This window comes from Parabacteroides sp. Y3-G-102, assembly GCF_023656845.1.
Lineage (GTDB): Bacteria > Bacteroidota > Bacteroidia > Bacteroidales > Tannerellaceae > Parabacteroides > Parabacteroides distasonis.
In genome coordinates this window covers 27,018-43,632 of the sequence record NZ_JAMOKU010000023.1, presented here as the reverse complement: position 1 = coordinate 43,632, position 16,615 = coordinate 27,018, and the positions used below count along the sequence as shown (strand labels likewise).

The following is a 16,615-nucleotide window of genomic DNA, read 5'->3' as shown; positions in this document are numbered from 1 at the left end:
CGTAACCGGTTTCAACCGGATTACGGACCCTTTTCTTATATAGCTTCCTTTGTTTAATCGTCGTCCAGATCAATAGGAATTTGCCTTTTGAATGCCTCCTTAAAGGATATAAGCGATTCGGTGCGAGCCAAGCCCAATGGTTGAAGCTTGTTGTGGATGATGCTTAGCAAATGCTGGTTGTTCTTTGCGTATATTTTTATAAACAGGTCGTATTGCCCCGTTGTATAATGGCATTCCACGACTTCCGGTATCTGCAACAGCGCTTCGGTAACGCTTGGAAATTGTCCGGGAGACTTTAGGAATAGCCCCATATATGCGCAAGTTTCATACCCAACTTTTGTGTTATCCACGATGAATTCTGAACCTTTGATAACCCCTAAATTAGTCAGCTTTTGTATGCGTTGATGAATAGCCGCTCCGGATACGTTACATTCCCTCGCTACTTCCAAAAATGGCATACGCGCATTGCCGATGATTAGTTTAAGTATCTTCTCGTCCAGTTCATCTAGTTGATGATGTGCCATATATTCAGTATATTTGTATTACTGTTAGATTATATCTTTCATATTTAATACAAATATAATGATAATCTTATAATCATCTAAAGATTATGGTAGATTATTTTGATTTTGTAAGCATTCTTTATTCAATTATTAAGTATTTTTTTTATGAGCGAAGATCATGTAATAATTAGTAAGCCTGTCCGGGAGATAGCCGATCCTTTATTGGATCTAGTAGAGAAAACATATACTAGTTCTTTCCCCGAGGAAGAACGTCGTGATTTCTCTTTGGTACGTAAGCTTTTGGAGGAAGATAGCCGTTTCGAGATGTATGCCTTGCTACGGGATGGTATTTATGTGGGTTTCATTACGGGATGGCAATTTGAGGGCTTTGTTTATGCGGAGCATTTCGCAATCGACGAGTCCGCTCGTAACGGAGGAATCGGAGCGAAAGCAATGACAAGTTTTTTAGCTCTCCACGAAGATCCGGTTGTCTTAGAGGTAGAGATGCCGACAGAGGAGATGAGTAAACGTAGAATCGGTTTTTATGAACGTCTGGGGTTTGTCTTGGATCACCATGTATATTTCCAACCTCCCTATCGTAAGGGAGAGGCATTTTTAGAAATGCGTTTGATGACTCATGGGAAACTTGATCTTGAGCAATCTTTTGAGCGAGTTAAGACCATTATTCACCAAAACGTTTATGGAGTGGAATAAAAAAGGGGCGGGAAATAAATCCCGCCCCTTTTTATAATGCTATATCTGAATAATTATTACTCTACACGTTGTGCTGCGGAATAACTAATCTTCAATGCGTATGCCTCACGAAGAGCCTGCTTGATATCGGTGATCGTTCCCATCTTGGTCTCTTTATCAGCCTTAATAGAAACTGTCATAAACGGCTGGTCCTCTTCTTTCATACTGGACTTTTCTTGTGCGATATAATCCTGAATTTCCGAAGTCTCTGCAAAAGCGTCATTCAACTGGATACGAGTCTCAGAACCCATCTTCGCTCTCAAATCTCTAGTCGGCTTACCTACATAGATAAATGTAACCAAAGATTTCTTCTCCAATTTTTGAAGCTCTGTAGCTTGTGGAGCATGGAACTCTACTTTCAATGTTACCTCACGCATAGATGTTACCATCATGATGAAGAACAAGAAAGCGAACACCAAGTCAGGTAATGATGATGTATTCAATTCGGGCATTTCACGACCGCCCGCTTTACTAAACTTTCCCATTACTTTTTACCTCCATAATTTTTAGGTTCAGCTTCTGATATCTTTTGCGGATAAATCTGCTGTACAGCTTTTTGTTGTTCTTCGTCCAAATCAGCGAAATTCTTCCCGAATTTTTCCTTAGAAACCTTATTTCTCAATTCGTTATAAGCAGCCGCGATTTCATTCTGCACATCGATATAAGCTTGGTATTCGGTACCACGGTCATTCTGTAAAGAAATTACGTGGTTCTTCGTTACCATCATCTTTCCGAAGAATGGAACATCAGCCTCAACACGTTCAGGCTTATGTTCGTCATTGTAAGGATTATCAATGAACTCTTTGATTCTTTCTTTCAATTGCTTGATATCGACAAATTGATCACCACAGAGAATCTGGTTATTACTATTGATCAATACAACCAACAAGTTTCTCTTTTTGATGTCAACATCGGTATCGTTCTTCTGATCTTTAGGTACAGGGGGCGGCAAACGTCTTGCCAAACCTTTATCTGTATCCATTGATGTAGTAATAAGGAAGAAGATAAGCAACATGAAAGCGATATCGGCCGAAGAAGAACCATTGATACCCGGTGTCTTTCTTTTCTTACCCATTTCTTTCTTGTTTTATCAGTTCGTTATTACTATTATTTACCCATGATTCTCTTTACAGAACCCCAAACTACACATGCTACGATCAGAACCAAAAGTACGATTGTAGACATGATCCACATGTCTGTGATCTTTAACCAACCCGGAGTATTGTAAACTTGAGAGTCTGCGTTCAAGCCTGCTAAAGGAGTCGCGTCACCCATTGTATAGGTGATGAACAATACGGCTACGAAACAAACTAATACTACCAAAGACATGATAGCTGATTTAGCGTTAGTCTTCAGCAAAGTCAAGAATTGCCAAACCGCAAACAATACTGTACTGATGATTGTCACGAAGAACAATACAGAAGTCCAGTTAATCAATAACCCTGTATAGATGGGTTCTTTCATTTCTGCGGCAGGGTCAACGACTCCACCCGCATAAAACATACCCAGCACAATGATACTGATAATAGAACTTATCAGTAAAGTCCAACTGGATATTTTTCTTATTTTAGTAACTGCCATAATTCGTTATTATTTTTTGAATTTGACGTTGTATTTGATAACCAAGTCAAGCAAAGAGATAGAAGCATCTTCCATCTGGTTCAAAATAGCCTCCAATTTGCTTAACAAATAGTTATAGAATACCTGAAGAATCAAGGCTACGATCAAACCACCTACAGTAGTAATCAAGGCCACTTTCATACCACCTGCTACAACCGTCGGGCTGATATCACCAACTTGCTCGATTTTATCGAACGCCATGATCATACCTACTACAGTACCCAAGAATCCCAAAGACGGAGCCATTGCGATAAACAATGTGATCCAAGACATATTCTTTTCCAAAAGACCGCCTTGAACACCACCGTAAGAAACGATAGATTTCTCTACAACGTCAATACCTTGGTCAATTCTCATCAATCCTTGGTAAGCGATAGAAGCGATAGGGCCTCTTGTGTCGCGAGCGATAGCTTTAGCGCCTTCAACATCACCTTTGTCTAAAGCATCCTCAATACCTTTCAACAGTTTGCTGGAGTTTGTCTCAGCCAAGTTTAAGTAGATAATTCTCTCTAAGCAGAATGCCAAACCGAAAATCAAAGCGATAGCGACCAAACTCATGAAGTCGGCACCACCTTCGATAAACTTTGTCTTTAATGCTTGATACATACCTCCTTCAATTGCTGGAGCCGCATCCTGTGCGAATGCTACGGTAGAAGTTCCAAGGGCACATAAACCCAAGAATGCTTTTGCAAATAACTTTTTCATTGTGTGTTTAATTTTTAAGATTAATAATTCTCTTATTTGTTTTTATTTTATTGTTAATTAATTCATGGTATTCTCCACTGCGGAGAGAGCGGGATTCGAACCCGCGAAACCCTTTAGGGGTTTACACGCTTTCCAGGCGTGCCTCTTCAACCACTCGAGCATCTCTCCAATTATTCGCCTAGCTTCTTCTAAAACGACCGCAAAATACGAAAAAATTCCCATATGCAATCTTTTCAGTGCACAAATCTATAGTTTTTGCTTGACATATACACAATATCCGCGAAATAAATTTTGACTTCATTCGAAAAAAAGTGTCTATATGGGTTTATTTAGGCTTTTAAACAATTCTAATGTGTTTTTTCGAGTAGCGTTTACGGTTTCCTCTAGCGTGAGGCCGAATGTTTCCGCCACTTTCTCGGCCGTCTTCCATATGTAAGTAGGCTCATTCCGTCTACCTCTGTAGGGGACTGGTGAAAGATAGGGGGCATCTGTTTCCAAGAGTATCTTTTCAAGATCTGTTTGCCGGATGACTTCGGACAGTTTTGAATTTTTAAAGGTGACAACCCCGTTTATCCCGATCTTGAAGGTGGGCAGTTTCTTTATTTCTTCCAGCTCTTCTGTTGTGCCGGTAAAACTATGAAATACGCCCTTAAGTCTTTCCGCTCCGACTTTATCTATGCATTCCAGAACTTCCGGATATGCGTCACGGGTATGGATGGCTACGGGCAGGTTTAGATCGATGCTCCAACGCAGTTGTTCCTCGAAAACGATTTGTTGCTCCTTCAAATAAGTCTTATCCCAATATAGATCGATCCCGATTTCACCGATACCGCAATAAGTACGTTTAGATAGATAGGATTCCGTTTGTTTTAGGATATCGATATAATTGCTATCCACACTGGTCGGATGCAATCCCATCATGGGGAAAGCGAACTCTGGGTATCGATCGCATAAATCGTGCATTCTGTCAATCGTCGTCAGGTCTACGTTTGGCAGAAGCAGGGTGTCGATACCTGAGTCTTTTGCTTTTTGAGCCAGTTCGTCTTGCTCCGGATCGAAATCCTCCAGATATAAATGGCAATGTGTGTCTATTAAGCTCATGGATTAGGATTGTCTATGCATTAAATGATCACAAACCTCTTTTAGGATCGTTAATTTTTCGGGGGCGACTTGTAAAGCGTTTAAGTTCTCTACGGATGCGTCGTAATAGGCTTGGATTTTATTTTCTGTTAATTGTTTTAGCTGCAATTCGTTGTAGATAGAGGTGAATGCCTGTATCTTTTGAGCCGGGTCGAATTCTTTTTTATCCATCCAGCTACGGAGAGCTTCCGCTTGTTCTTTATTGGCCAGTCTGAGAGCGTTGATCAATAAGAATGTTTTCTTGTTGCAAAGGATATCGCCGCCAATGTTTTTCCCGAAAGTGGCGGTGTCACCATATACATCTAGTAAATCATCTTGCAGTTGAAACGCTAGACCAATATTAATACCAAACGCATATAAATGGTCTGCGTCTTTCTGTGAGGCACCTCCGAGTAAGGCACCTGTTTTAAGGGCGCAGGCCAGTAGTACGGCTGTCTTTAGCCGGATCATCTCGATGTATTCTTCCTCGCTTACATCCATGCGAGACTCGAATTCCATGTCGAATTGTTGGCCGCCACATATTTCCGCTGCGGTTTGCGTAAATAAATCCAACACTTGTTTGAGGTGGCCGTGTTCCGTTGATCCGATTAATTGATAAGCCGCTATTAGCATCGCATCTCCGGAAAGAATCGCCGTATTGGCATTCCATACCTTGTGTACGGTAGGTTTGTTCCTTCTTTTATCAGCTTCATCCATCAGGTCGTCGTGCAGCAAGGTGAAGTTATGGAAAACTTCCAGACCTAAAGCGGGCTTGATCGCATTCTCTATACTATTATTATATATATTACATGCCATCAACGTTAACGCCGGACGTATTCTTTTTCCTCCGAGGGACAAGATGTACTCTATCGGCTCGTATAAGCTCTTGGGAGGATTGGTGAATTGTAGTTGAGAGATCTCGCTTTTTATTCTTTGAAGTATATTCTCGAATGCTAACATAGCTGTATCAATTAATGGAGTTATGAAATAAAAAAAGGCTGCGAAAATGAAGCAGCCTTTTTGATATGTTTAATGTTATACTATTGCAATCTGAACGTGATAGGCACAGTATACTTAACACGTACTGGTTTACCTCTCTGCTTACCCGGAGTCCATTTAGGCATGGTACCGATCACACGAAGAGCCTCTTTGTCCAATGATGGGTCTACACCACGTAATACCTCAGCGTCTACTACTGATCCGTCTCGGTTAACCACGAATGCGCAGATTACACGACCTTGGATACCGTTTTCCTGTGCGATTACCGGATACTTGATTGATTTAGCGATAAACTTCAGCAATTCTGCGTCTCCACCGGGGAACTTCGGCATTTCTTCTACAACTGTAAAGATCTGTTGTGCGGACTCTTCTTCCTCTTCTACAACTGCGGGGGGAGTATAAACAGCCTCCTGCGCTGAGGTTTGGTCATCCTCTGATGATAAGATATCCTGCTGTTCCAATTCAACGTCATCTTCAACAACGTTCAAAACCTCGGTTACAACTGGTGCTGGAGGTGGTGGAGGTGGAGGAGGCGTATTCTCCGGTCTCGTGATTTCCACTTCTTCCTCAGCGATGATGTCTGCTACACCCTCGCTAGCCTGAACGACCATTACATCGCGGGTACTCCATTCGAAGCCCACGAACAAGACAGCTAAGCCCACTACAAATCCCATAAGGATGCTTAGGGTCTTACCTTTCTCAAGGTCCGCTTTCGGTGATTTTTTAATTTCCATACGTTTATAATAATTTATAAGTGTTTTTCACTTCTGCAAAAATACAAATTATTTCATATATCAAACAAAAATGAGAGCGATTATATACCTTTTTGGCATTTTTCCCGTTTCTGTTAATGTGAAATCCGTATTTCTGAGATTTGCGGGTGTAAAGTAAAAACATTTTTCCGAATTAATGTATCTTTGAACGATTTTTTGCATGAAAATATGAGAAATAAACTATTTATACTGATTTTATTCGTTGTTACACTGTCTGTCTCAGCGCAAAACGGGAGCGAGGCGTATACTTTCTTACGTTTTCCGACCTCGACCCGGGCTAACGCCTTGGGTGGGCATACCGTGGCGTTGGTAGAAAGAGATCCTTCACTTATTTTCCATAATCCGGCGTTGCTAGGCGCGGAGATGGATGGGATGATCAACTTGAATTATATGAATTACATCTCGGATATCAACGTAGGGAGTGCCTTGTTCACGAAAGCGCATGGCGAGAAAGGGGCTTGGGGCGTAGGCGCTACGTTTATAAGCTATGGCGATATCCAGGAGGTGTTGCCGGATAATGTCGTGACCGGAGCGAGTCTTTCGGCGAAAGATATCAGCGTAAATGGTTTCTACTCCCGCGACTTGAGCGAGCGTTGGCGGGGTGGATTGTCGTTGAAGTTCTTGTATTCGGGCTTGGCTGATTATACCTCTATCGGTTTATGCGTGGATGCGGGATTGAGTTATTATAATTCGGATAAGGGTTTTTCTTTTGGTTTCGCCTTGAAGAATATCGGCGCGCAACTGAAAGCTTACGAGGATGAGCGACAAAAGATGCCTTGGGATATCCAGATGGGTATCACGCAGAAAATGGCGCATGCCCCGATTCGTTTTTCTTTGACGGCCCAATACTTGAACCGTTGGAAGTTCGATTATATCGATAATACGGATAAAGAGTATGAAGGGGATTCTTTTGTTAAGACGTTGGCGAAGCATTTTATCATCGGCGTGGATTTTATCCCGTCCGAGAACTTTTGGGTGGGCGTAGGATTCAATCCGAAGGTCAATATGGATATGAAGTTGAAAGGCGGGGGAAGTTTCTCCGGCTTCTCGGCGGGCGCAGGCGTAAGGATCAAGATGTTTGACGTGGGCTTCTCGCTGGCGAAATATCATCCGTCCGCCATGTCGATGATGATTAGCGTATCTACGACCTTGGCCGATTTTAAGAAGGTGACAGAATAAACCTATACATTAATATATACATATATGAAGAAAATAGTTATCGCTATAGACGGCCACTCTTCCAGTGGCAAAAGTACCATGGCAAAAGATCTTGCCAAGGAGATCGGATATACGTATATCGATACGGGTGCCATGTATCGGGCCGTGACTTTGTATTGCATCCAGCATGGATTTTTTGAGGGAGAGAAGATTAAGGAGGAAGAGCTGAAGGCTTCTATCCATGATATCGATATTTCATTTCGTTTGAACGCGGAGACCGGCCGGCCGGATACCTATTTGAACGGTGTGAATGTAGAGAAAGAGATCCGTGGCATGGAAGTGGCGGATAAAGTGAGTCCGGTAGCCACTCTAGGCTTTGTGCGCCGTGCGTTGGTCGCTAAGCAACAAGAGATGGGGAAGGCGAAAGGCATCGTGATGGATGGCCGTGATATCGGTACGGTCGTATTCCCGGATGCGGAGTTGAAGCTTTTCGTGACGGCCTCGCCGGAGGTACGTGCCAAGCGCCGGGTGGATGAGCTAGAGGCGAAGGGGATCCCCGCTTCTTACGAGGAAGTGCTGGAGAATGTGAAGAAGCGGGATTATATAGATTCAACCCGGGAGGAAAGTCCTTTGAGACAGGCGGATGATGCCTTGGTATTGGATAATTCCCATATGACTTTGGACGAGCAAAAGGCTTGGTTGCTGGAACAATATCATAAAGCGATCGGTTCATAAACGAGTGCTTAGAGTTTCCTATAAAGAAAACTTTTGTCTCTTCGAATGAAAACTATAGTTTCGTTACTAGGAAACAAAAGTTTCTCTTAGGGAAAACTCTAGTTTTGTTATGAAGAAACTTTAGTTTCTTGTGATTGAAAATTAAGAAAACTGTAAGTGCTTGTTTGTTAATGATATTATAGATATGATAGAAGTCGAGATAGATAAAGATTCCGGATTCTGCTTTGGGGTTGTTACCGCCATAGAAAGCGCGGAGCGGGAGCTGGGTAATACGGATACGCTGTATTGCCTAGGCGATATCGTTCATAACAGTTTGGAGGTGGAGCGGTTGGAGCATATGGGGCTGCATACGATCGATCATGATGGCCTTTCAAAGTTGAGAGACCGGAAGGTGTTGCTCCGGGCGCATGGCGAGCCACCTTCTACCTATTCTTTAGCGAAGCGAAACAATATCACGATTATAGATGCTACTTGCCCGGTTGTCTTGCGTTTGCAGCGCAAGATCCATAAATGTTATCAAGAGACCCGGGCAAATAACACCCAGCTGGTTATCTATGGAAAGAAAGGCCATGCGGAGGTGAATGGCTTGGTGGGCCAGACAGAAGGTACGGCGATTGTTATCGAGAAAATAGAAGACCTCGATCGTCTGGACTTTACCCGTGCGATCAGTCTGTTTTCCCAAACCACGAAGTCCTTGGATGGATTCAAGGCGGTAGTGGCGGAGATCAAGCAGCGGATGGCGGAAGGGGTGGAGTTTAATTATTACGATACGATTTGCCGTCAGGTGGCGAATCGCCTTCCGAATATAAAAGCGTTCGCCTCCAGCCACGATTGGGTCTATTTTGTGGCCGGTCGTAAAAGTTCCAACGGAAAGATGCTGTTCGAGGAGTGCCGGAAAGCGAACCCGAATACGCTTTTTATTTCCGAGGTATCAGAGATTACCGAGCCTTTGCCCGAGGGCGTGCGCCGGGTCGGGGTTTGCGGCGCTACATCCACTCCCAAGTGGTTGATGGAGGAAGTGGCGGTCCGGATCAAGGAACTGAATGCTTCGGAATGATATTTTGATTAAAATTACGTGAACTTTCCGGGAGAAAGACAGAAGGATAACTAAATATTTACTACTTTTGCCGGAGAACATTAAAATCAATGACGCTATGTCTACAGTAAAGTGTGTTGGTATTTTAACGTCCGGAGGTGATGCCCCGGGAATGAATGCCGCTATTCGTGCGGTAACACGTTCCGCTATTTATAACGGAATGAGAGTGAAAGGTATTTACCGTGGTTACAAAGGGTTGATCCTAGATGAGATTGAAGAGTTTAAGACACAAAATGTCAGTAATATAATTCAGCGCGGTGGAACAATTCTTAAGACCGCCCGTTGCGTGGAGTTCAAGACTCCCGAGGGACGAAAACAGGCCTATGATAAGTTGCAAGAGCATGGGATCGATGCCTTGATCGCTATCGGTGGTGACGGAACGTTGACGGGAGCGCGTATTTTCGCTCAGGAGTTTAATTTCCCGATCGTAGGATTGCCGGGTACGATTGATAATGACTTGTATGGCACGGATACGACGATCGGTTATGATACGGCCTTGAACACGATCATGGAATGCGTGGATAAGATCCGTGATACCGCTACCTCGCATGATCGTCTGTTCTTTGTGGAGGTTATGGGGCGCGATGCGGGTTTCTTGGCGTTGAACGGAGCGATCGCTTCTGGCGCCGAAGCCGCTATTATCCCGGAAATCTCCTTGGAGAAAGACCAATTGGCCGAGATGATCGAGAATGGATTCCGTAAGTCCAAGAACAGTAGTATCGTATTGGTTGCCGAAAGTGAGGTAACCGGTGGCGCTATGGGTGTCGCTGAGCGTGTGAAGAAGGAATATCCGCAGTTCGATGTGCGTGTCTCTATTTTAGGTCACTTGCAGCGTGGTGGTTCTCCTACGGCACAAGACCGGATCTTGGCGACTCGTATGGGTGTGGCCGCGATCGATGCCTTGTTGGATGATCAACGTAACGTGATGATGGGTATCCAGAACGACCAGATCGTTTATGTACCGTTCTCTAAAGCGATCAAGAATGATAAGCCTATTAACCGGGATTTGTTGAACACGCTCCGTGTTTCTTCAATCTAAATAAGGCATATATTTATACGAATAGGAACCCGGATGTAGCGATTGCGTACATCCGGGTTTTTATTTGAAGAACCTGATATCATGAAGAAGTATAGCGGCGTGGCCTTGAATGTAATCGTATTTGTCTTTCTGTTTATCTTCTTGAGGATATTCAGTGAGTACCACTTTTACTGTGTCGAGCAGAACCAGTTATTCCAGTTGACTCCCATTTTTATTATCGATAAGTTAATGCAACCGGGAGGTTTAGCGATGGTTCTTTCCGGTTGTTTGGTGCAGTTCTTCATTCTCCCGAATGTGGGAGCTATGATAACGGCGCCCCTGCTGACAAGCCTAGGGGCCTTGTTTTGGGCGATCTTGAGGCGGATCGATCCGCGAAGCCATGGTATTTTATGGGCTTGGCTTCCCGTCCTATCCTTGTTGTTTGTGCAATGGGATTTTAATTACAGGTTTCAAGGAACGGTCGCCTTCGGTATGATGCTGCTTGCTTTATATCTCGTTTTAGGGATAAGGAATTTCATACCTCGTTTGATTGCAAGTCTGTTTGCCTCCCTGTTACTCTTTGGGTTGGCCGGGCCGGTCTCTTTGTTGTTTGCCTTGTCCATGATGGGATACGAGGCCATGAGCCGGACGCCCCGTTGGTATTATTCCGCGATTTTACCGATGATCGTGTTGATCTTGGGTGAATTATGTGTGCGTTACTCGGTGATCGGAGAATACCGCTTTGTCTTTTTACCGGATAGTTATTATTATTTCCGTTTGGTGCCGGATAAGGTAATTTATTTCTCATGGATCGCTTTCTATGCGGCGCTGGTTGTAACCTGCCTCTGTAAAAACAAGGAATCATGGGCTGGTAAAAAGCGTCTAGCGCTGGGAATCTCCCAATTCATTATCTTAGGGCTTATCTTCTGGAAAGGCTTCGATCTATATGGCGAACAGAAATCATACCGTTTGAAGATGATGGACTATTTTACCCGGACAGAGCAATGGGACCGGATCTTGGTATCATGCAAGGAGCCGACCACTAATCAACTCTATTTATGTTACCAAAATATGGCTTTGGCCCGGAAAGGTATTCTGGCGGATGAGGCGTTTAAGTACACGCAGCACGGGCCTCGTGGATTAATGGTGGCATGGAATAAATCGACCACCATATCCGCCTTGTTGAGTGATGTTTATTTTACGATGGGAAATGTCGCTGCGGCTCAAGAGATGGCTTTCGAGAGTAATATCGGCGCTTTATGTGATGGAAATCCCCGCATGACGCAACGTTTGGTACAAACGAACTTGATTTATGGAGCCTATCCGGTTGCGGAGAAATATATCGCTGTCTTAGAGAATACTTTCTATTATAAGGATTGGGCCAAAGCGCAGCGGAAATTCCTGTATAATGATGAGGCGGTCGAGACAGATCCTCTATTGGGGAATATGCGCAGGAACCTGCTAGCTGAGAATCATCTGATCCAGATGGATGGATTCGACACGGACTTGATTCGCTTGGCGGAGCAGAATCCTTCCAATAAAGCCGCTTTCCACTATGCCGGCGTATTCTATCTTTTAGCAAAAGATGTGACGCGCTTTAAGACGTTGGTGGAAACCTATTACGGAACGGATTTACTCCCTTCTTTACCGGTCTCTTTTCAAGAGGCGGTCATCATCCTATCGGAGAAAGATCCGGATTACTGGAAACGTTTCGGTGTCTCGGAATCTATCGTAGGGCGATTCACCGATTATAAGAGGCAAGTGCTCGCTGGGCGGAATAATAGTAATGCGCTGCCCGGTTTGATGTATCGCTCTTATGGCGATACGTATTGGTATTATTATATGTTTAAATAGGAGATGAGAAAAATGTATATAATAAGATGTATATGTCTGTGGATGATTCTGGGCTTGATGGCTTGTTCCGGTCCGGTACGTATACAGAAGAATCTGGAAGTCAAGCCGGAGATCTTTCCGGATTATGCGGATGTGACAATCCCGCCGAATATAGCTCCCTTGAATTTTAAGCTGAAAGACGCTTGCGCTGAGGCCCGTGCCATTCTCGAATGTGGCCCGGAGAAATTAGAGATCAAGACCGGGAAAGACGCTTGTTTCGTGATCCCGGCCTCCGGTTGGAAAAGGCTGTTGCGCACCGCTTCCGGGAATCATCTGAATGTAATCGTACAAGCCTTCGTGAATGATGAATGGATCGCGTATGCCCCCTTCATCATCAAGGTGGCGAAGGAGCCGGTCGATGGTTGGTTGGCTTATCGTTTAATCGAACCGGGCTATGAGTTGTGGAACCGTATGGGTATCTATCAACGTAACTTGGAAAATTATACGGAGAACGCGATCATCGAAAATAAGATGAGCGGCAATAACTGTATGAACTGCCATTCTTTCTGTATGCAGAATCCGGAGAAAATGCTTTTCCATATGCGTGAGACCTACTCTTGTACCTTATTGATCGATGGAGATAGGGTGGAGAAGCTGAATACGAAGACCGATCAGACCCTTTCTCCACTGGTCTATCCTTCTTGGCATCCTTCCGGAAAATATGTCGCTTTCTCTGTGAATAAAACCAAGCAAGCGTTTCATATGAACGATAGGAATCGGGTGGAGGTATTCGACTCGGCTTCGGATGTGGTCGTCTATGATACGCAAAAGCATGAGATCGTGACTTCTCCGCTGTTGTCTTCAGAGGGAGCGTTCGAGACTTTCCCTACATTTTCCCCGGATGGAAATACGCTCTATTTCTGTTCGGCTAAAGTCCGTACGATGCCCAAGGAATACGATCAAGTGAGATACGATCTATGCTCAGTCTCGTTCGATCCCGCTACACGCCGTTTCGGGACGGTAGTCGATACTTTGTATAAGGCATCGGAGATCGATAAAAGCGTTTCTTTTCCCCGGGTTTCCCCGGATGGAAAGTATTTGCTCTATACCTTGTCCGGTTATGGGAATTTCTCTATTTGGCATAAGGATGCCGATTTGTACATGATTGATTTATCGACTCTGCGAAGTTATCCATTGGAGGCGGCGAATAGCGACGATGTGGAAAGCTATCATTCATGGAGTAGCGATAGCCGTTGGATCGTGTTTAGCAGCCGGCGGATGGATGGTTTGTATACAAGACCGTTTATCGCTTATATCGATGAGAAAGGACAGGCTTGCAAACCTTTCCTGTTACCCCAGAAGGATACGGATTTTTATTTTCGCTTTATGAAATCCTACAATATACCTGAATTCATCACAGGAGAGGTAAAGAGACAAGGACGCACGTTGGCCGTGAAAGCGAAAGAAGATAAAGGAATTGATGTAAGGTTCAAGTGAAAAAGAGTGTCGCATGATCCGATCGTGCGACATTCTTATTCTTTTATTTCGTAGCGATATGATCCAAGAATAAATCAATCATTCGTTTGGCTGCCACGAACGAGCTGATCTCGTTGTTCAAGACTTGCTTCTCTGTTTGTTCCAGCATGCCTTCTACCGCCGGGTTATGGTAGAACTTATCTCGCAGCGTGTCGTTGATGCTTTCGTACATCCAGTATTTAGCTTGCTCGTTACGTTTATAGTTGAAGTAGCCATTCTTTTTGGTGAACTCCATATACTCTCCGACCATATCCCATATTTCCTTGATACCTATGTTGTAATAACCGGAATAAGTCAATACTTTCGGGAACCAACCTGATTCCGAAGGTGGGAAAAGATGCAAAGCGTTCCGGAACTGAGCGGCGGCGAGATTCGCCTTATCGATATTGTCTCCATCCGCTTTATTGATAATAATACCGTCCGCCATTTCCATGATACCTCGCTTGATACCCTGCAATTCATCGCCGGTACCGGCAAGTTGGATCAATAGAAAGAAGTCCACCATAGAATGTACGGCCGTCTCGCTTTGTCCAACACCCACGGTCTCTACGAATACGGTGTCGAAACCGGCGGCCTCGCATAATACGATCGTCTCACGGGTCTTACGGGCGACCCCCCCTAAGGAGCCTGCGGATGGTGAAGGACGGATAAAGGCGTTTTTCTCTCTCGACAAGGCCTCCATACGAGTCTTATCTCCTAGGATACTACCTTTCGAGCGTTCGCTACTCGGGTCGATCGCTAGTACGGCAAGCTTACGCCCTTGGTTGATCAAGTGCATGCCGAAAGAGTCGATAGAGGTACTCTTTCCCGCTCCGGGAACACCCGTAATACCGATACGGACCGATTTTCCGGCGAAAGGCAAACATTTCTCGATAATCTCCTGCGCCACCTGCTGGTGCTCATGCTTAGAGCTTTCCACCAAGGTAACCGCTTGACTGAGTATCGTGATATTCCCTTTTAAGATACCTTCCACGAATTCGGAAGGCGTATATACCTTGCGTTGGGCACGCTTTTTTATATAAGGATTTACGGTAGGGACATCCGCAATGCCCTTATTCACTTTCAATCCCTTGTACTGATCATCGTTTTCTGGATGTTCCATATTAATAATTCATTATTTATATGCGGTGACCTTGATCAAGCGAATAGGCCCGTTCGGGTCGTTGCATACGACATTAATAAGTGCTTCAAGTTTTGTCTTTATCTCTTTCGGTCGCAAGGTTACTTTGAAAGTAGCGGTCGCTCCCGGTTTAAGTTCTTTCTTGCCGCCGGACAAATCGACACGCTCATCATCACAAGTGACGCTGTAGATCGTGAGCGGAGTCTTTCCGGCATTCGTAATCTCAAATGTACCCGATACCTTACCTCCGATCAACGGAACGATGCTTTTCTTGTTCGGTAGCTTGCCGAATTCCAGTAAAGTGCCGGATAATTCCGCTATCGGGGCTTGGGCTTTATCCGCAGCGGATAGTTTGCTGAAATTATCGATCACGTTGGCGGAGATCTGGATCTCTCCGGATACTTCCTTCTTTCCGGCGTTCTGTACCATGACCGGCAAAAGCGTAGAGACTCGTCCTTTTCGCTTCAAGACCTTGGCATCCATAAGGATCGTAATGGCACCGACCTCGTCCGGTTGAAGGGTAGCCGGGTTCACCTGTACGTTGAGATAGTGAGGTACTTTACCCAGATGAATCGTAGCCGAGGTCTTTCCCTCGTTCTTAATGTTGATCTTCTCGCCCAACGTTTCCTCCGGACGGATACTGCTGAATAGAACAGTCTTCGTATGCAGCTTCAGATCACCGATAGAATAAGGATACGTAAAGACCGGCTGCGAAGGTTTCGGGGTGACATTTCCTTTAATGGCTAGGCTGTAACTCCCTTTCTTTCCATTGCTGAATATCGATACGGTTTTATAAAACGGGCCGGGGCGTCCTTTCGGATTATACGTTATCTTAACTTCACCGGTCTTACCGGGAGCGATCGGCGACTTGGTCCATTCCGGCCGTGTACAACCGCATGACGCGGTAACACGGGTGATGACCAAAGGGGCGTCTCCCGTATTCTTTATCGTGAAAGTATGACTGGCGAATCCATCGGCCTCGGCTATTGTCCCGAAATTATAAGTCAACTCGTCCGACAAGATTTGGGCGCCTTGTTGTGCCCAAGCTGTCGTTATAGATATAATTGCTGTAAGAGCAAGGATCAACCTTTTTATATTCAGCATTCCAATTGGGGGTTTTTTACGTATTTCTTATTCAACCTCTCCCCGGATGTTCATGATGAAGCTTCCGGTTTTCCCGTTACTGTATACGGAAATGGTCTTCGTGAAAGGACCCGGACGTCCTGCCGGATCGAAAGTAACCTTGATCTGGGCTTTCTTACCCGGAGCTACCGGTTCTTTCGGCCATTCCGGGGTCGTACATCCGCAAGACGCGATTACACGTGTAATGACCAGAGGCATATCGCCTGTATTGGATACTTCAAACGTATGGGATACTTTTCCGTCCGCTTCCTTGATGGTACCGAAGTCGAAACTGGTTGTTTCCGCGGAAATAACTGCTTTCTTCTGAGCCGAAGCCATTCCTGTCGCTAACAGGATCGCCATGAAAATAAAAACTATTTGTTTCATCTTATCGTTTAGTTTTAATTCGAATTACAAAGATAGTCATTTCAATTGAAAGTTGAGAATTGAAAATTGAAAATTAGAGGAAGATAACGCTTCTTGCGATGCCCATTCTTACCTTCTTACGGTGCCCATTCTAACCTC

The 16,615-nt window shown here is 44.5% G+C and carries 18 protein-coding genes and 1 tRNA gene; 7 read left to right on the top strand and 12 right to left on the bottom strand.

Annotation, left to right across the window (positions count from 1 at the left end; translation table 11 throughout):
• Window positions 1-53: 53 nt before the first annotated feature.
• The gene (locus tag NBH16_RS12900; protein ID WP_005858930.1) at window positions 54-524 is read right to left on the bottom strand and encodes an Lrp/AsnC family transcriptional regulator; all 471 of its coding nucleotides are present in this window, start codon (window positions 522-524) and stop codon (window positions 54-56) included.
• Between the two features lie 144 nt (window positions 525-668).
• Here NBH16_RS12900 and NBH16_RS12895 point away from each other — a divergent pair, with 144 nt between their 5' ends.
• Window positions 669-1,217 (top strand): GNAT family N-acetyltransferase, encoded by a 549-nt coding sequence (locus NBH16_RS12895; protein ID WP_005867926.1) that lies wholly within the window; start codon window positions 669-671, stop codon window positions 1,215-1,217.
• Window positions 1,218-1,273: 56 nt separating this feature from the next.
• Here NBH16_RS12895 and NBH16_RS12890 read toward each other — a convergent pair whose 3' ends face one another.
• The 8 genes from NBH16_RS12890 to NBH16_RS12855 form a co-directional block, all read right to left on the bottom strand.
• Window positions 1,274-1,741, bottom strand: coding sequence for an ExbD/TolR family protein (locus NBH16_RS12890; protein ID WP_005867927.1), 468 nt, complete (start codon window positions 1,739-1,741; stop codon window positions 1,274-1,276).
• On the bottom strand, window positions 1,741-2,331 hold the full coding sequence (locus NBH16_RS12885) for an ExbD/TolR family protein (protein WP_005858924.1): 591 nt from the start codon (window positions 2,329-2,331) through the stop codon (window positions 1,741-1,743). The genes NBH16_RS12890 and NBH16_RS12885 overlap by 1 nt, the downstream gene beginning before the upstream one ends.
• A gap of 32 nt (window positions 2,332-2,363) precedes the next feature.
• A complete protein-coding gene (locus tag NBH16_RS12880) occupies window positions 2,364-2,837 on the bottom strand; it encodes a hypothetical protein (RefSeq protein ID WP_005867928.1) in 474 nt (157 codons plus the stop codon).
• 9 nt (window positions 2,838-2,846) lie between these two features.
• Window positions 2,847-3,581: a MotA/TolQ/ExbB proton channel family protein gene (locus NBH16_RS12875; protein WP_005867929.1), complete on the bottom strand. Its 735-nt coding sequence runs from the start codon at window positions 3,579-3,581 to the stop codon at window positions 2,847-2,849.
• 80 nt (window positions 3,582-3,661) lie between these two features.
• Window positions 3,662-3,749: transfer RNA gene (locus NBH16_RS12870), tRNA-Ser, on the bottom strand.
• Window positions 3,750-3,896: 147 nt separating this feature from the next.
• On the bottom strand, window positions 3,897-4,682 hold the full coding sequence (locus NBH16_RS12865; RefSeq protein WP_005867930.1) for a TatD family hydrolase: 786 nt from the start codon (window positions 4,680-4,682) through the stop codon (window positions 3,897-3,899).
• A 3-nt stretch (window positions 4,683-4,685) separates the two neighbouring features.
• Window positions 4,686-5,660 (bottom strand): polyprenyl synthetase family protein, encoded by a 975-nt coding sequence (locus tag NBH16_RS12860; RefSeq protein WP_005867931.1) that lies wholly within the window; start codon window positions 5,658-5,660, stop codon window positions 4,686-4,688.
• Window positions 5,661-5,740: 80 nt separating this feature from the next.
• On the bottom strand, window positions 5,741-6,433 hold the full coding sequence (locus NBH16_RS12855) for an energy transducer TonB (protein ID WP_048928203.1): 693 nt from the start codon (window positions 6,431-6,433) through the stop codon (window positions 5,741-5,743).
• Between the two features lie 207 nt (window positions 6,434-6,640).
• On the opposite strand from NBH16_RS12855, the gene porQ reads away from it, so the two are divergent.
• From porQ to NBH16_RS12825, 6 genes are all read left to right on the top strand, one after another.
• A complete protein-coding gene (gene porQ, locus NBH16_RS12850; protein WP_022193218.1) occupies window positions 6,641-7,651 on the top strand; it encodes a type IX secretion system protein PorQ in 1,011 nt (336 codons plus the stop codon).
• 24 nt (window positions 7,652-7,675) lie between these two features.
• Window positions 7,676-8,365, top strand: a complete 690-nt coding sequence (gene cmk, locus NBH16_RS12845; RefSeq protein WP_005867936.1) for a (d)CMP kinase — start codon at window positions 7,676-7,678, stop codon at window positions 8,363-8,365.
• Between the two features lie 184 nt (window positions 8,366-8,549).
• Window positions 8,550-9,422 (top strand): 4-hydroxy-3-methylbut-2-enyl diphosphate reductase, encoded by an 873-nt coding sequence (locus tag NBH16_RS12840; protein WP_005867938.1) that lies wholly within the window; start codon window positions 8,550-8,552, stop codon window positions 9,420-9,422.
• A 97-nt stretch (window positions 9,423-9,519) separates the two neighbouring features.
• Entirely contained in the window at window positions 9,520-10,500 is a 981-nt protein-coding gene (gene pfkA, locus NBH16_RS12835; RefSeq protein WP_005858904.1) for a 6-phosphofructokinase, read from the top strand.
• An 81-nt stretch (window positions 10,501-10,581) separates the two neighbouring features.
• Complete coding sequence (locus NBH16_RS12830) at window positions 10,582-12,333, top strand: DUF6057 family protein (RefSeq protein ID WP_250788693.1); 1,752 nt, start codon at window positions 10,582-10,584, stop codon at window positions 12,331-12,333.
• A gap of 3 nt (window positions 12,334-12,336) precedes the next feature.
• Window positions 12,337-13,809 (top strand): TolB family protein, encoded by a 1,473-nt coding sequence (locus NBH16_RS12825; protein WP_250788692.1) that lies wholly within the window; start codon window positions 12,337-12,339, stop codon window positions 13,807-13,809.
• Window positions 13,810-13,852: 43 nt separating this feature from the next.
• Here NBH16_RS12825 and meaB read toward each other — a convergent pair whose 3' ends face one another.
• Genes meaB through NBH16_RS12810 form a run of 3 tightly spaced genes read right to left on the bottom strand, consistent with a single transcriptional unit; the run spans window position 13,853 to window position 16,477 of the window.
• The gene (gene meaB, locus NBH16_RS12820) at window positions 13,853-14,950 is read right to left on the bottom strand and encodes a methylmalonyl Co-A mutase-associated GTPase MeaB (RefSeq protein ID WP_005867941.1); all 1,098 of its coding nucleotides are present in this window, start codon (window positions 14,948-14,950) and stop codon (window positions 13,853-13,855) included.
• Window positions 14,951-14,962: 12 nt separating this feature from the next.
• The gene (locus tag NBH16_RS12815; RefSeq protein ID WP_196009454.1) at window positions 14,963-16,072 is read right to left on the bottom strand and encodes a DUF1573 domain-containing protein; all 1,110 of its coding nucleotides are present in this window, start codon (window positions 16,070-16,072) and stop codon (window positions 14,963-14,965) included.
• A gap of 27 nt (window positions 16,073-16,099) precedes the next feature.
• Window positions 16,100-16,477: a DUF1573 domain-containing protein gene (locus NBH16_RS12810; protein WP_005858893.1), complete on the bottom strand. Its 378-nt coding sequence runs from the start codon at window positions 16,475-16,477 to the stop codon at window positions 16,100-16,102.
• Window positions 16,478-16,615 lie beyond the last annotated feature (138 nt).

What these genes read in the sequence shown, in the direction of transcription:
- NBH16_RS12840 (WP_005867938.1), top strand. Translation starts at nt 8,550, where the DNA reads ATGATAGAAGTCGAGATAGATAAAGATTCCGGATTCTGCTTTGGGGTT.
- meaB (WP_005867941.1), bottom strand. Translation starts at nt 14,950, where the DNA reads ATGGAACATCCAGAAAACGATGATCAGTACAAGGGATTGAAAGTGAAT.
- NBH16_RS12890 (WP_005867927.1), bottom strand. Translation starts at nt 1,741, where the DNA reads ATGGGAAAGTTTAGTAAAGCGGGCGGTCGTGAAATGCCCGAATTGAAT.
- NBH16_RS12855 (WP_048928203.1), bottom strand. Translation starts at nt 6,433, where the DNA reads ATGGAAATTAAAAAATCACCGAAAGCGGACCTTGAGAAAGGTAAGACC.
- NBH16_RS12860 (WP_005867931.1), bottom strand. Translation starts at nt 5,660, where the DNA reads ATGTTAGCATTCGAGAATATACTTCAAAGAATAAAAAGCGAGATCTCT.
- cmk (WP_005867936.1), top strand. Translation starts at nt 7,676, where the DNA reads ATGAAGAAAATAGTTATCGCTATAGACGGCCACTCTTCCAGTGGCAAA.
- NBH16_RS12830 (WP_250788693.1), top strand. Translation starts at nt 10,582, where the DNA reads ATGAAGAAGTATAGCGGCGTGGCCTTGAATGTAATCGTATTTGTCTTT.
- NBH16_RS12885 (WP_005858924.1), bottom strand. Translation starts at nt 2,331, where the DNA reads ATGGGTAAGAAAAGAAAGACACCGGGTATCAATGGTTCTTCTTCGGCC.
- NBH16_RS12865 (WP_005867930.1), bottom strand. Translation starts at nt 4,682, where the DNA reads ATGAGCTTAATAGACACACATTGCCATTTATATCTGGAGGATTTCGAT.
- NBH16_RS12895 (WP_005867926.1), top strand. Translation starts at nt 669, where the DNA reads ATGAGCGAAGATCATGTAATAATTAGTAAGCCTGTCCGGGAGATAGCC.
- NBH16_RS12880 (WP_005867928.1), bottom strand. Translation starts at nt 2,837, where the DNA reads ATGGCAGTTACTAAAATAAGAAAAATATCCAGTTGGACTTTACTGATA.
- NBH16_RS12810 (WP_005858893.1), bottom strand. Translation starts at nt 16,477, where the DNA reads ATGAAACAAATAGTTTTTATTTTCATGGCGATCCTGTTAGCGACAGGA.
- porQ (WP_022193218.1), top strand. Translation starts at nt 6,641, where the DNA reads ATGAGAAATAAACTATTTATACTGATTTTATTCGTTGTTACACTGTCT.
- NBH16_RS12875 (WP_005867929.1), bottom strand. Translation starts at nt 3,581, where the DNA reads ATGAAAAAGTTATTTGCAAAAGCATTCTTGGGTTTATGTGCCCTTGGA.
- pfkA (WP_005858904.1), top strand. Translation starts at nt 9,520, where the DNA reads ATGTCTACAGTAAAGTGTGTTGGTATTTTAACGTCCGGAGGTGATGCC.
- NBH16_RS12900 (WP_005858930.1), bottom strand. Translation starts at nt 524, where the DNA reads ATGGCACATCATCAACTAGATGAACTGGACGAGAAGATACTTAAACTA.
- NBH16_RS12825 (WP_250788692.1), top strand. Translation starts at nt 12,337, where the DNA reads ATGAGAAAAATGTATATAATAAGATGTATATGTCTGTGGATGATTCTG.
- NBH16_RS12815 (WP_196009454.1), bottom strand. Translation starts at nt 16,072, where the DNA reads ATGCTGAATATAAAAAGGTTGATCCTTGCTCTTACAGCAATTATATCT.